At 72.7% G+C, this 12,881-nt stretch carries 12 protein-coding genes; 9 read left to right on the top strand and 3 right to left on the bottom strand.

Annotated elements, in window-relative coordinates; genetic code table 11:
* Positions 1-89 precede the first annotated feature (89 nt).
* The gene (locus FXF52_RS22325; protein ID WP_148799659.1) at positions 90-2,303 is read right to left on the bottom strand and encodes an AAA family ATPase; all 2,214 of its coding nucleotides are present in this window, start codon (positions 2,301-2,303) and stop codon (positions 90-92) included.
* Between the two features lie 184 nt (positions 2,304-2,487).
* Between FXF52_RS22325 and FXF52_RS22330 the strand changes: the two genes are divergently transcribed.
* From FXF52_RS22330 to FXF52_RS22340, 3 genes are read left to right on the top strand one after another with little or no spacing between them, the layout of a single operon-like run.
* Entirely contained in the window at positions 2,488-3,069 is a 582-nt protein-coding gene (locus tag FXF52_RS22330) for a winged helix-turn-helix domain-containing protein (RefSeq protein ID WP_148799661.1), read from the top strand.
* Between the two features lie 45 nt (positions 3,070-3,114).
* The gene (locus FXF52_RS22335) at positions 3,115-4,482 is read left to right on the top strand and encodes an MFS transporter (protein ID WP_148799663.1); all 1,368 of its coding nucleotides are present in this window, start codon (positions 3,115-3,117) and stop codon (positions 4,480-4,482) included.
* Positions 4,483-4,515: 33 nt separating this feature from the next.
* Positions 4,516-5,367: a menaquinone biosynthetic enzyme MqnA/MqnD family protein gene (locus FXF52_RS22340; RefSeq protein ID WP_148799665.1), complete on the top strand. Its 852-nt coding sequence runs from the start codon at positions 4,516-4,518 to the stop codon at positions 5,365-5,367.
* Positions 5,368-5,441: 74 nt separating this feature from the next.
* Here FXF52_RS22340 and FXF52_RS22345 read toward each other — a convergent pair whose 3' ends face one another.
* Together FXF52_RS22345 and FXF52_RS22350 are read right to left on the bottom strand one after the other, a co-directional pair.
* Positions 5,442-6,383 (bottom strand): serine hydrolase, encoded by a 942-nt coding sequence (locus FXF52_RS22345; RefSeq protein ID WP_148799667.1) that lies wholly within the window; start codon positions 6,381-6,383, stop codon positions 5,442-5,444.
* Positions 6,383-7,369 (bottom strand): hypothetical protein, encoded by a 987-nt coding sequence (locus FXF52_RS22350; protein WP_148799669.1) that lies wholly within the window; start codon positions 7,367-7,369, stop codon positions 6,383-6,385. The genes FXF52_RS22345 and FXF52_RS22350 overlap by 1 nt, the downstream gene beginning before the upstream one ends.
* Before the next feature lie 368 nt (positions 7,370-7,737).
* Here FXF52_RS22350 and paaA point away from each other — a divergent pair, with 368 nt between their 5' ends.
* The 6 genes from paaA to mqnC all read left to right on the top strand — a co-directional run bounded on the left by paaA (position 7,738) and on the right by mqnC (position 12,796).
* A complete protein-coding gene (gene paaA / locus FXF52_RS22355; protein ID WP_148799671.1) occupies positions 7,738-8,808 on the top strand; it encodes a 1,2-phenylacetyl-CoA epoxidase subunit PaaA in 1,071 nt (356 codons plus the stop codon).
* 76 nt (positions 8,809-8,884) lie between these two features.
* Complete coding sequence (gene paaB / locus FXF52_RS22360) at positions 8,885-9,172, top strand: 1,2-phenylacetyl-CoA epoxidase subunit PaaB (RefSeq protein WP_148799673.1); 288 nt, start codon at positions 8,885-8,887, stop codon at positions 9,170-9,172.
* Positions 9,169-9,903 (top strand): 1,2-phenylacetyl-CoA epoxidase subunit PaaC, encoded by a 735-nt coding sequence (gene paaC / locus FXF52_RS22365; protein ID WP_148799675.1) that lies wholly within the window; start codon positions 9,169-9,171, stop codon positions 9,901-9,903. The genes paaB and paaC overlap by 4 nt, the downstream gene beginning before the upstream one ends.
* Positions 9,900-10,376: a 1,2-phenylacetyl-CoA epoxidase subunit PaaD gene (gene paaD, locus FXF52_RS22370; RefSeq protein ID WP_148799677.1), complete on the top strand. Its 477-nt coding sequence runs from the start codon at positions 9,900-9,902 to the stop codon at positions 10,374-10,376. The genes paaC and paaD overlap by 4 nt, the downstream gene beginning before the upstream one ends.
* On the top strand, positions 10,373-11,482 hold the full coding sequence (gene paaE / locus FXF52_RS22375) for a 1,2-phenylacetyl-CoA epoxidase subunit PaaE (RefSeq protein ID WP_148799679.1): 1,110 nt from the start codon (positions 10,373-10,375) through the stop codon (positions 11,480-11,482). The genes paaD and paaE overlap by 4 nt, the downstream gene beginning before the upstream one ends.
* A 123-nt stretch (positions 11,483-11,605) precedes the next feature.
* Positions 11,606-12,796 carry a cyclic dehypoxanthinyl futalosine synthase gene (gene mqnC / locus FXF52_RS22380; RefSeq protein WP_148799681.1) on the top strand — a complete coding sequence of 397 codons (1,191 nt, stop codon included), beginning with the start codon at positions 11,606-11,608 and terminating at the stop codon, positions 12,794-12,796.
* Positions 12,797-12,881 lie beyond the last annotated feature (85 nt).

The following is a 12,881-nucleotide window of genomic DNA, read 5'->3' on the forward strand; positions in this document are numbered from 1 at the left end:
CTGGATGTAGTGGCCTACCGGAGTCCGGGAGGCCACTACATCCCGGATACAGCGTGCTCTTGCCGGAGGCGGGGGGCGCCGAGCCGCCGTCAGTCGGCCAGGGGAGCGGGCAGCGGGTCCCGGTGCAGCACCGCCAGCCGGGACACCGCCCGGGTCAGCACCACGTAGAGGCGGTGCAGGCCGCGGGGCTCGGCCGCCACGATCGCGGCCGGCTCGACCACCACGACGTGGTCGTACTCCAGGCCCTTGACCAGGGTCGCCGGGACCACGGTGACCCGCGCCGCGGTCTCCACGTCGTCGGCGGTCGCGGTCGCCACGCCCGCGTCGGCGAGCGCCGCGCGGAGCGGAGCGACCGCGTCGTCGGCGGCGATCACGCCGACCGAGCCGTCGTGCGCGAGCGCCGCGCGCACCTCGGCCACCGTCGCCGCCGTCAGGTCCTCGACCGTACGCACGTCGAGCGCCCCGTCGCGGCGCAGCGACTCGGCCGGGGGTACGTCGACCGCGAGCGCCGGCAGCAGCCGGTTGGCGAACGCGACCACCGCCGCCGGCACCCGGAAGCCGACGCTGAGCGGCACCACGACAGCGTCCGGCTTGCCCAGGTGGGTCAGGGACTCCCGCCAGTCGGTGGCGGCCCACGGCGCCGTGCCCTGGGCCAGGTCGCCGAGGAGGGTGATCGAGCCGTGCTCGCTGCGGCGGGCGATGACCCGGCACTGCATCGGGGACAGGTCCTGCGCCTCGTCGACCACCACGTGCCCGAAGCCGGCCGGCCGTTCGATCAGCCCGGCCGCCTCGTCGATCAGCACCGCGTCCGCGGCCGTCCACTTCGTCGCCTTCGGGGTACGGCCCAGCTTCGTCCCGGCGGCCGGCGCCCCGCCCCGCCGCCCCGTGGCCGCGGTGCCCTGCGGCCCGCTGGCACCGGCGTCGCCGAGGTCGGCGTCTCCGGTGCCCGGCCGGCCGCCGGCAGCCGGGCGCCCGAGCAGCAGGCCCTGCTCCTCGGCGTCGAGCAGGCCGTCGGCCACCACGGCGAGGAAGTCGGCGTCGGACCAGAGCCGGTGCAGCAGCCCGTCCGGGGTGAGCGCCGGCCAGACCGCGTCGAGGAAGGCGGTGACCGGCTTGGCCCGGCCCATCCGGCGCAGCCAGGCGTCGCTGGGCGACTCCGCCCGGCGGGCCTCGGCCTGGCGTTGCAGCAGCCCCACCACCCGGGCCCGGACGCGCTCCCGGCCGGTCGCGTACGGCAGCCCCTCCCGGCGGGTCTCCTCGACCACCCGGTGCAGCGGGTCGAGGCCGATCCGCCAGCGGAACGAGCCGTCCGACACCATGATCGGCTCGGTGGGCGTACCGATGTGGGCGTCGACCGCGCGGCGGAGCACCGCGGCCATCCGGGCGTCGTGCTTGACGGTGGCGACGGCGGGGTCGTCGACCGCGCGGACCGGCACCAGGGCGACCAGGTCCTCCACCGTGGCCTGCTCGACCTCGACCTCACCGAGCGCGGGCAGCACGGCGGCGATGTACGACAGGAACGCCCGGTTGGGCCCGACGATCAGCACCCCGGACCGGCGCAGCCGCTCCCGGTGCAGGTAGAGCAGGTACGCGGCGCGGTGCAGCCCGACCGCCGTCTTGCCGGTGCCGGGGGCGCCCTGCACGCAGATCGAGTCGGCCAGGTCGGCCCGGACCAGTTCGTCCTGCTCGGGCTGGATGGTGGCGACGATGTCCCGCATCGGGCCGACGCGGGGACGCTCGATCTCGGCGGTGAGGATTCGGCTGGCCGTGCCCAGCTCCTCGCCCCGGTCCAGGTGCTCGTCCTCGAAGCTGGTCAGCAGGCCGGAGCTGAACCCGAAGCGACGCCGGACGGCGACGCCCTGCGGGTCGCGGGCGCTGGCCCGGTAGAACGACCGGGAGACCGGGGCCCGCCAGTCCAGCACCAGCGGCTCGCCGAGGTCGTCGGTGACGTGCCGCCGCCCGACGTGGTACACCCCGACGACGTCGTCGTGCGGATCGGTGTCCCCGCTGTGCCGGCCGTCAGCGGTCCCGCCGCTGTGCCGGCTGTCGGCGGTCCCGCTGAAGTCGAGCCGGCCGAAGAAGAGCGGCGTGGTCGGGTCGTCGGCCAGCTCCTTGACCCGCCGGGCCATGTGCCGGCCGAGCTGTTCGGCGGTGTACGCGTCCCCGGCGACCTTGTCACCGGTGGCGAAGAGGGCCTCGGCGCGCTCCCGCATCCGGCGCAGCGCCGCCCGGGAAGTCTCCAGGTGGGCGCGTTCGGCGGCGAGTTCGAGGTCCAGGGTCTGTTCGGGGGCGTGCAGGGTCATCCACGTACTCCTCGTCACGGGGAAAAACGCTGCCGCTCGCGTTTCCGACCACGGGTCGGCGCGGGGACGTCCTGTGCGGTGCTACTCACCTCGGCCGTCGGGCGGGACAGAGCAGCTTACTCCGGCCGGGGCGGCGGGCAACCGAATATCGTCGGGCCGGTCCCGGCGCGGGATCATGGGGGGCATGACCGAGGAGCGTCCGGAACAGCGTCGGGTGACGATCAGCGACCCGCAGGTGATGCGGGCGCTGGCCCACCCGGCCCGCATGGCGATCATGGAACATCTCAGCACGGTGGAGGGCGGTGCGACCGCCACCGAGTGCGCCCGGATCGCCGGTCTCTCCCCGAGCGCGACCAGTTACCACCTCCGGGAGCTGGCGAGGTATGGGCTGATCGAGGAGGCTCCCAGCCGCGGTGACGCCCGGGAACGGGTCTGGCAGGCGTTCAGCCCTTCGTACTACATCGAGTCGGGGCCGGACGCCGACTCGGAGGCCCGCGCCGCCGAGGCGGCCCTGGTGGAGGCCCACATGGCCCGGGACAGCCAGCGCGTGCGGGACTGGATCCAGCGCGCCCCCGACGAGCCGCGCGAGTGGTACGAGGCGGCCTGGTTCAGCGACAGCGTGCTGCTGCTGAACGCCGAGGAACTGGCCGGGCTCAACAACGCGATCCAGAAGTTGATCGAGCCGTACCGACGGCGGTTGCGGACCAACCCGCCCGAAGGGTCCCGAAGCGTCGCCGTGCAGTACCGGGCGTTGCCCCTCAATTGACGTCCGGGATTGCGCCGACGAGTTGTGAAGAATTATTTTCGAAGTATGTCCTTCGCAACTGGCCCTTCGCGCTGGCCCGACGTCTGGCTGGCCACCGCCTCGCGCGGTGTCTCCACCTGCGGGGACTTCCTCGCCGCCACCGCCCTGACCCTGGCTCTCCAGTCCGCCGGCGCGGGCGGGCTCGCGGTGTCCGGGCTGATGCTCGCCGCCACCGCGCCGCTGGTGGCGCTCGCTCCGCTGACCGGCCGGCTCGCGGACCGGGTGGACAGCCGGCTGCTGCTGGTGGTCGCCGGGCTGGGCCAGGCCGCCGTCTGCCTCGCACTCGCCTACGCCGGTCACCCGGCCCTGGTCATCGCGCTGGTGGCGCTGCTCGCGTCCGGCCTCGCCGTCACCCAGCCCGTGCTCGCCGCGTTGGTGCCGGCCATGGTCCGCGCCGAGGACCTGCCCCGGGCCGCCGCGCTGAACCAGACCGCCGGGACGCTCGGCGCGCTGGCCGGCCCGGCCCTGGCCGGGGTGCTGGTCGGCGGCTTCGGCACCCGGCTGCCGCTGCTCCTCGACGCCGCCAGCTACCTAGCGCTCGTCGCGGCCGCGCTGCTGGTCCGGACCCGCCGGGGTGGCCGCCGGCGGTCGGCCCCGGCGACGGCACCCGGCACCTCCGCCGCACCCGCGGTCGCCTGGCGGCTCCGCAGGGACCCGATGCTGGTCGCGATGATCGTCACCATCGCCGGCGTGATCGCCGCCGTCGGGGCGATCAACGTGGTCGAGGTCTTCTTCATCCGCGAGACCCTGCACAGCTCCAGCACCGTGTACGGCCTGGTCACCGGCGCATGGACGCTGGGCATCCTGATCGGGGCATGGATCTTCGCCCGGCTGGCCCGGCGGTTGATCGACGACCGGCGGCTGCTCGTCGGCTACCTCGTCCTGCTCGCCGGATGCTGCCTGATGATCCTGCTCTCCGCCGCGGTGCCCTCCGCACTGCTGCTGGTGCCGGTATGGCTGCTCGGTGGCGTGGGCAACGGCGGCGCGAACGTCTTCGACAACGTGCTGCTGGCCCGGCGGGTGCCCGAGGCGAGCCGCGGCCGGGCGTACGCCGCGCTCGGCGGGTCCGTCCAGGGTGCCTCCATGGTCGGCTTCCTGCTCGGCGGTCTCCTGCTCGAGGCGGCCACCCCCCGGCTCCTGGTCGCCGGCTGCGGCGTCGCCGGGCTGCTGGTGATCGCGCTGGTCGTACCCTCGGTCACCCGGGCCGTCCGGGCCGAGCGGGCATCGGTCGGCGTACCTCCGGCTCGGCCCGCCGAATCACCGGCGCTCCGGCCCGGCGGCGTGGCCGAGGCCGGACCGGTCGACCCGAAGGCGGCCGGGCCGTGGCAGGTGGCCGACGGTGCGGAGTTGGCCACTCAACTGCCCTCCCGGTGAGCCGACGATCCGGCGCGGCGATAACGTCGGGGCATGGCTGACCGCGTCGCCCGCCCCCGGGTGGGACACATCCAGTTCCTCAACTGCCTGCCGATCTACTGGGGGCTGATGCGGTCCGGCGCGCTGATCGACGTGGACCTGCACAAGGACTCGCCGGACCGGCTGAACGCCGCGCTGGTCGCCGGTGACCTCGACATCGGGCCGATCTCGCAGGTGGAATACCTGCGGCACGCCGACGAGCTGCTGCTCCTGCCGGACCTGGCGGTCGGCAGCGACGGCCCGGTGCTCTCGGTCAACGTGGTCTCCACGAAGCCGCTCGCCGAGCTGGACGGGGCCCGGGTGGCGCTCGGCTCGACCTCGCGTACCGGGGTGCTCCTAGCCCAGCTGCTGCTCAGTGAGCGGTACGGCGTGCGCCCGGACTACTTCCGCTGCCCGCCGGAGCTGACCCAGATGCTGCTGGAGGCCGACGCCGGTGTGGTGATCGGGGATGTGGCGCTGCGGGCGCTCTACGAGGCGCCGCGCAAGGGCCTCGAGGTGACCGACCTCGGGCAGGCCTGGCGGGAGTGGACCGGCCTGCCGATGGTCTTCGCCGTCTGGGCGGTCCGCCGGGACTTCGCCGCCGCCCACCCGGGCCTGGTTAAGGAGGTGCACCAGGCGTTCCTGCGCTCGCGTGACCTCTGCCTGGCCGAGCTGGACCAGGTGGCCGAGGCGGCGGCCCGCTGGGAGCCGTTCGACGCGGCGACCCTGGCCACCTACTTCCGTACCCTCGACTTCTCCCTGGGCGAGCGGCAGGTGTCCGGGCTGCGCGAGTTCGCCCGCCGGGCGGCCGCGATGGGCGAGGCCCCCGCCCTCCCGGCGGGCGGGCCGGAGTTCTTCCTCGGCTGACGCCGAAACGGGCGATGCGGCGGCAGCCCGAGAGCCGGGCTGCCGCCGCATCGGCGAGCGGGGGGAACGGGCGGTTACGTGGCGGGGCGCAGCAACGCCTCGGTGATCTTCTGGCAGTTCTTCATGCCGTAGTCGTAGCCCATGCCGATCGGGTAGCGGACCATCACGCCCATCGTCCAGGTGTCGCCGATGGCCAGGCAGTTGATGTGCATCTCCTGCTCCCTGGTCCGGTCGATCCAGCCGTTCTTGATGGCGATGGTCTTCTGCACGTTGGCCGGGAACGCCTTGCGGATGCCGAAGTCGCCGGCGCCCCGGACCAGCCGCATCTCATTGAGCAGCCACTTGGTCCACTTCGGCCCGGCCGCCCGGCCGTCGTCGATGCAGCGACCGAGCCGGGCGGTGTCCCGTGGGGACAGGTTGGTGCGGCTCCAGCCGCCGTCGCTGGCGACCTTGCTGTCGGTCAGCTCGCACATCGAGATCAGGCGCTTGATCGAGGCGGACCGGCCGACGCTGTTGTAGAACTGCTCGGCGCGCGTGTTGTCGCTGTCCCGGATGATCTTCGTGGCGTCGGCCAGCTTCGCGGCGCTCGGGGTCTGCCCGTTCTCGTCCGCCCGTCGCAGGTAGTCCGCGACGATCCACGACTTGATCATCGACGCGGTGGTGCTCGTCTCGGCCATGTTCGCCGAGCCGATGATCTTGCCGGTCCGCTTGTCCAGGACGCTCCACGCGTACCAGCCCTTGATGCCGAGGCTGTCGAGATCCTGCGCGACGAACGGCAGCGGCTCAAGGGAGGGCGAGGGCGAGGGCGACGGGGCGGGACGGCTGTTGCGGTCGGTGGGCGTACCGGTGGACCGGGCGTTCCCGGTCGCGGCCGACTGCGAGGCGGCGGCGGGGCGCAGCGGTGAGCCGGGCACCAGCCGGAGCGAGACGAGGGTCAGGCCGACCAGGATGACGGCGACGGCGGCGAAGACCAGCGGGCGGTGGTGGCTGCCGGGTCGGCGCCGCGCGCCGGCCATCAGAGCTTCCCCGGCTGCTGCGGCACCTTAAGGGCGGCGCCGGGCTGCGGCGTCACCAGCTGGGTGGCCACGCTGGCGCAGACCTTCGCGCCGTAGGACAGGCTGGTGCTGGCGGGGTAGCGCATCATCACCGCGAGGCTCCACTTGTCGGTGACGGCCAGGCAGTTGACGTGCCAGTTGCCGTCGTAGCTGAGCTGGGTCCAGCCGTTCTTGATGCTCACCGGGCCCTGCGCCTTGATCTCGGCCGGCAGGCCGTCCACGATGCCCCACTTGCCGCCGCCGGAGCGCTCCTGCTGCGCGGTGACGCTGCCGCGGACCTGGGCCATCTCGTTGAGGACCCATTTGGTCCACTTCGGCCCGGCGGCCTTGCCGTCGGCGATGCAGTCGCCGAGCCGGACGGCGTCCTCCGGGGACATCCGGGTGAAGCTCCACCAGCCCTCGTACCCGGGCACGTTGCCGCGCTTGGTGTCGGTGAGCCCGCAGATCTTGATGGCGCGCTGGATCACCGGGTCCGGCTTGCCGCCCGGCTGCGGCTTGTACGACCCGCCGGCCGCCGCGTAGACCTTGTTGGCGCCGTCGTCGTTGCTGTCCCGGATGGCGACGCTCGCCGCCTTCTTCAACGCGGCGGTCGGCTCCTTGTCGCCGAGTTGACGCAGGTAGTCCGAGACGATCCAGGCCTTCAGCATCGACTCGGTGGAGTTGGTCTCGGCCAGGTTCTTCGCGCCGCTGATCTCGCCGGTGGCGCGGTCCATCAGCGCCCAGGAGAAGAACTCGCCCTTGAAGTCCACCGAGACCGGTCCGGCGGCCAGCGTCGGCGGGGCCGGCGTGGTGGGCTCGGGGGCGGGGACCTTCTCGCCGCCGCCGATGCCGCCGATGCTGGCGAGGGCGTCGCCGCCACTGAGGCGGGCGTACGCGGCGGGCACCAGCATGACGCCACCGAGGAGGACCGCCACGATGGCGAGCACCATGGTCACGCGATGTCGCATGAGTGGGTGAACTCCAGATGTCTGGCCGGGGGGACCGGCTTTTCCGAATGGGTTCGGCCTGATCGCCGGGGCCGGGGGAGTGGCCTGGAGCCGGTGGCGATCGTCAGCAGCCGATCGGTGTGCCGGGGGAAGTCTACTTCCGGACAGGCCGGAAGCCAGAACTCGCCAGCGGCCGACTCGCCGCGAAGGCGGGGTAATCCGCCGTTGTGCCGCGCTTGCGAGGATTCATCTTCCCGACGTGTTCGACATCACAGTGTGACGAGGGATCGGTGCCACTGACCGTAAGCGGTCATCGGGTGACGGAAGGTGTGTCCGGAAACCTGTTACACCCTCTGGTGTCATCGGTCGCGAGCTGTAACACTGGCCTCATGTATGGCAACGACTTCGCCCCGCCCGAGGACGGTCCGGGCGGCGGCCTGCTCGGCGAGGTGGAGGCGGCGGAGGCGGCGCTGCGGGAGGCCGCGGCGCGGGCCCGGCGCGGCGGCCCGGCGCCCGACGAGGACCTCGAGGCGTACTTCGCGGACGTGATCGACGCCGATCAGAAGATCGAGCCGCGGGACTGGATGCCGGAGGCGTACCGGAAGACGCTGATCCGGCAGATCGCCCAGCACGCGCACTCCGAGATCATCGGCATGCAGCCGGAGGGCAACTGGATCAGCCGCGCCCCCTCCCTCAAGCGCAAGGCCATCCTGCTGGCCAAGGTGCAGGACGAGGCGGGCCACGGCCTCTACCTCTACGCGGCGGCCGAGACGCTGGGCGTGAGGCGGGACGAGCTGGTGGAGCTGCTGATCGAAGGTCGGCAGAAGTACAGCTCGATCTTCAACTACCCCACCCTGACCTGGGCCGACGTGGGCGCGATCGGCTGGCTGGTCGATGGCGCGGCGATCGTCAACCAGGTGCCGCTGTGCCGCTGCTCCTACGGCCCGTACGCCCGCGCGATGATCCGGGTCTGCAAGGAGGAGTCGTTCCACCAGCGCCAGGGGTACGAGATCCTGCACACCCTCGCCCACGGCACCCCCGAGCAGCACGCGATGGCCCAGGACGCGGTGGACCGCTGGTGGTACCCGTCGCTGGCGATGTTCGGCCCGCCGGACGGAGACTCGACGCACAGCGCGCAGTCGATGGCCTGGAAGATCAAGCGCTTCTCCAACGACGAGCTGCGCCAGCGCTTCGTCGACATGTGCGTGCAGCAGGCGGAGATCCTCGGGCTCACCCTCCCCGACCCGGACCTGCGGTGGAACGAGGAGCGGCAGGCGTACGACTACACCCAGCCGGACTACGACGAGCTGATGCGGGTGATCAAGGGCGACGGGCCGTGCAACCGGCAGCGGATGGAGCACCGGCGCCGCGCCCACGCCGAGGGCGCCTGGGTACGCGAGGCCGCCGCGGCGTACGCCGCCAAGCGGGCGGAACAGCAGAAGGAGAAGGTGGCGGCATGAGCGAGCGTCAGCGAGCGAATCGTCGGCGCAGCGCGGTTGTGCCTCATGCCGGCGCCGAGCGGAGCGAGGTGGCGGCATGAGCAAGGAGCAGTCCCCTCTCTGGGAGGTGTTCGTGCGGGCCCGGCGCGGGCTGTCGCACACCCACGTGGGCAGCCTGCACGCCCCCGACGCGGAGCTGGCCCTGCGCAACGCGCGGGACCTCTACACCCGCCGCCAGGAGGGCGTCTCCATCTGGGTGGTGCCGGCGAGCGCCATCACCGCGTCCAGCCCGGACGAGAAGGACGCCTTCTTCGACCCGGCGGCCGACAAGGTCTACCGCCACCCGACCTTCTACCAGGTGCCGGACGGGGTGGCCCACCTGTGAGCGAGCGAAGCACCTTGTTCGACTTCACCCTCGGCCTCGGCGACGACGCGCTGATCGCGGCGCAGCGACTCGGCGAGTGGACCTCCCGCGCGCCGGAGATGGAGGAGGACATCGCGCTGGCGAACATCGCCCTCGACCAGCTCGGTGCGGCCCGCCTCCTGCTCACGTACGCGGGCGAGCTGGAGGGCGCCGGGCGGAACGAGGACGACCTGGCCTACCTCCGCGGCGATCGGGAGTTCCGTAACCGCCTCCTGGTCGAGCTGCCCAACGGCGACTTCGCGGTCACCATGGCGAAGCTGTTCTTCCTGGCCGCGTACCAGCTCCCGCTCTACACCGCGCTGGCCGGGTGCGCCGACGAACGGCTGGCCGCGATCGGGGCGAAGGCCCGCAAGGAGTCCGCGTACCACCTGGACCACGCCTCGCTCTGGGTGAAGCGGCTCGGCGACGGCACCGAGGAGTCCCACCGCCGGATGCAGGCCGCGGTCGACCAGGTGTGGCCGTACGTCCACGAGCTCTTCACGGCGGACCCCGCGGCGCCGGTCGACCCGGCCACCCTGCGGGCCGACTTCGACGCCCACGTCTCCGCCGTGCTGGCCGAGGCGACGCTGACCCGACCGGCGGACGGCTGGACCCCGGGCGGCGGCCGCGCGGGCGTCCACACCGAGCACCTCTCGTACCTGCTGGCCGAGATGCAGGTGCTGCACCGCGCCCACCCGGGAGCGCGCTGGTGACCACGCCGAGGGAGGCCGTGGCGGCGGTGGTGGACCCGGAGATCCGGGTCGTCACCATCGACGAGCTGGGCATCCTGCGGTCGGTCGACGAGGACCCGGCGACCGGCCGGCTCGTCGTCACCATCACCCCCACCTACACCGGCTGCCCGGCGATGGACGTGATCCGGACGGACATCCGCCGGGCGCTCGCCGCCGCCGGCCACCCCGACGCCGAGATCCGCACCGTGTACACCCCGGCCTGGAGCACCGACTGGATCTCGGCGAGCGGCCGGGCGAAGCTGGCCGCCGCCGGCATCGCCCCGCCCGCGCCGGTCCGTACCGGCAGCGTCGTGCCGCTGACCCTCGCCGTCCGTTGCCCGCGCTGCGGCTCCCCGGAGACCGAACAGGTCAGCCGCTTCGGCTCCACCGCGTGCAAGGCGCTCTGGCGCTGCCGCTCCTGCTCCGAACCCTTCGACCACCTGAAGGCGCTGTGACTGTCACGATCACCCGACCGGTCCGTCGCCGGCCGGTCTTCCACCCGCTGCCCGTCGCCGCCGTCGACCGGCTCACCGCCGACGCCGTGGCGGTCACCTTCGCGGTGCCCGAGGAGTTGCGGGAGACCTTCACGTTCTCCGCCGGCCAGCACCTCACCGTCCGGCGCACCGGGGACGACGGGGAGGAGGTGCGGCGGTCGTACTCGATCTGCTCGACGCCGGAGGAGTTGGCGCGGCACGGCCGGCTGCGGATCGGGGTGCGGGAGATCCCCGGCGGCGCGTTCTCCGCGTACGCCTGCGGCGCCCTGCGCGGCGGCGACACCGTCGAGGTGCTGCCCCCGCTCGGGCACTTCACCACGGCGTTCGCGCCGGACCGGGCCCGCCGCTACGGCGCGGTGGTCGCCGGTTCCGGCATCACCCCGGTGCTCTCGCTGGTCGCGACCGCGCTGGCCGTCGAGCCGGCCAGCACCTTCACCCTGGTGTACGGCAACCGCACGGCGAACTCGGTGATGTTCGCCGAGGAACTGGCCGACCTGAAGGACCGGTGGCCGACCCGGCTGCACCTGGTGCACGTGCTCTCCCGGGAGATGGGCGAGTCCCCGCTGCTGTCCGGGCGGATCGACGCCGACCGGCTGACCCGGCTGCTCGACACCATCGTGCCCGGCGACGCCATCGACGAGTGGTTCCTCTGCGGCCCGTACGGGATGGTGGTGGACGCCAAGGCGGTGTTGGCCGGCCGCGGCGTGCCGGAGTCGGCGGTGCACACCGAACTGTTCCACGTCGACGCCCCGCCGGAGCCGGTCCGCCGCCCGGCCGACGAGCCCGGCAGCGGCGCCGAGGTGACGATCGTGCTGGACGGGCGCTCGTCGAGCTTCACGATGGGGCCGGACGAGCGGGTGCTGGACGCCGCGCTGAAGGTCCGCGGCGAGCTGCCGTACGCCTGCAAGGGCGGGGTCTGCTCGACCTGCAAGGCCAAGGTGGTCGAGGGCGAGGTGACCATGGCCCGCAACTACGCGCTGGAGCCGGACGAGGTGGCGGCCGGGTACGTCCTCACCTGCCAGTCCAGCCCGGTGACCGACAAACTCACCGTCGACTACGACGCGTGACGCCCGGGCGGGATCGCATCTGGGCTCCCGCCGTGGAAGAGGGAAGCGTGGCCTGTCCCGTTGTTGGTCACACCGGGCGGACACGGCCGACGGGTCTTGTGGGGGGCGACGTAGGCTCGGGGCGTGACGGTGAGCCGGGAGATCGACGACATCCTGCAGCGCGGCGCGGACGGCGGGCGGATCACGCCCGAGGAAGCCCTGCTGCTCTACACCGAGGCGCCCTTCCACGGGCTGGGTGAGGCGGCGGACGCGGTGCGCCGGCGGCGCTACCCGGACAACATCGTCACGTACCTGATCGACCGCAACATCAACTACACGAACGTCTGCGTGACGGCGTGCAAGTTCTGCGCCTTCTACCGTGCGCCCAAGCACAAGGAGGGGTGGACCCACTCCACCGAGGAGATCCTGCGCCGCTGCGGCGAGGCGGTCGAGCTGGGCGCCACCCAGGTCATGCTCCAGGGCGGCCACCACCCGGACTACGGGGTGGAGTACTACGAGGAGCTCTTCTCCGCGGTCAAGCAGGCGTACCCGCAGTTGGCCATCCACTCGATCGGCCCGAGCGAGATCCTGCACATGGCCAAGGTCTCCCGCGTGGGCCTGGACGAGGCCATCGCCCGGATCAAGGCGGCCGGGCTGGACTCGATCGCGGGCGCCGGCGCCGAGATGCTGCCCGACCGGCCGCGTCAGGCCATCGCTCCGCTGAAGGAGTCGGGCGCGCGCTGGCTGGAGGTCATGGAGCTGGCGCATCGGCAGGGCCTCGAGTCCACCGCGACCATGATGATGGGCACCGGCGAGACCAACGCCGAACGGATCGAGCACCTGCGGATGATCCGCGACGTGCAGGACCGTACGGGCGGCTTCCGGGCCTTCATCCCGTGGACCTACCAGCCGGAGAACAACCACCTCAAGGGCCGCACCCAGGCGACCACCATGGAATACCTGCGGCTGATCGCCGTGGCCCGGCTCTTCTTCGAGACGGTGCCGCACCTGCAGGCGTCCTGGCTGACCACCGGCAAGGATGTCGGGCAGCTGGCCCTGCACATGGGGGTGGACGACCTCGGCTCGATCATGCTGGAGGAGAACGTCATCTCCTCGGCCGGGGCCCGGCACCGGTCCAACCTCCACGAGCTGATCGGCATGATCCGCAGCGCCGACCGGATCCCCGCGCAACGGGACACCCTCTACCACCGGCTCGCGGTGCACCGGACGCCAGCCGATGACCCCAGCGACGACCGGGTGGTCTCGCACTTCTCCTCGATCGCCCTGCCGGGTGGCGGGGCCGGCAGGTCGCTGCCGCTCGTCGAGGTCAACTGAGCCCCGCGTCCCGTCCCGTCCACCGGCCGCGCCCGCCCGGGCACGGTCGGTGACCGCCCTGAGCTGCCGAACGGTCGGCCGAACG

It is taken from the genome of Micromonospora sp. MP36 (genome assembly GCF_008119785.1).
GTDB lineage: Bacteria > Actinomycetota > Actinomycetes > Mycobacteriales > Micromonosporaceae > Micromonospora.

Bases quoted from the DNA above. Each gene is read 5' to 3' on its own strand.
- FXF52_RS22325 (WP_148799659.1), bottom strand. From the start codon at position 2,303: ATGACCCTGCACGCCCCCGAACAGACCCTGGACCTCGAACTCGCCGCC.
- FXF52_RS22330 (WP_148799661.1), top strand. From the start codon at position 2,488: ATGACCGAGGAGCGTCCGGAACAGCGTCGGGTGACGATCAGCGACCCG.
- FXF52_RS22335 (WP_148799663.1), top strand. From the start codon at position 3,115: ATGTCCTTCGCAACTGGCCCTTCGCGCTGGCCCGACGTCTGGCTGGCC.
- FXF52_RS22340 (WP_148799665.1), top strand. From the start codon at position 4,516: ATGGCTGACCGCGTCGCCCGCCCCCGGGTGGGACACATCCAGTTCCTC.
- FXF52_RS22345 (WP_148799667.1), bottom strand. From the start codon at position 6,383: ATGGCCGGCGCGCGGCGCCGACCCGGCAGCCACCACCGCCCGCTGGTC.
- FXF52_RS22350 (WP_148799669.1), bottom strand. From the start codon at position 7,369: ATGCGACATCGCGTGACCATGGTGCTCGCCATCGTGGCGGTCCTCCTC.
- paaA (WP_148799671.1), top strand. From the start codon at position 7,738: ATGTATGGCAACGACTTCGCCCCGCCCGAGGACGGTCCGGGCGGCGGC.
- paaB (WP_148799673.1), top strand. From the start codon at position 8,885: ATGAGCAAGGAGCAGTCCCCTCTCTGGGAGGTGTTCGTGCGGGCCCGG.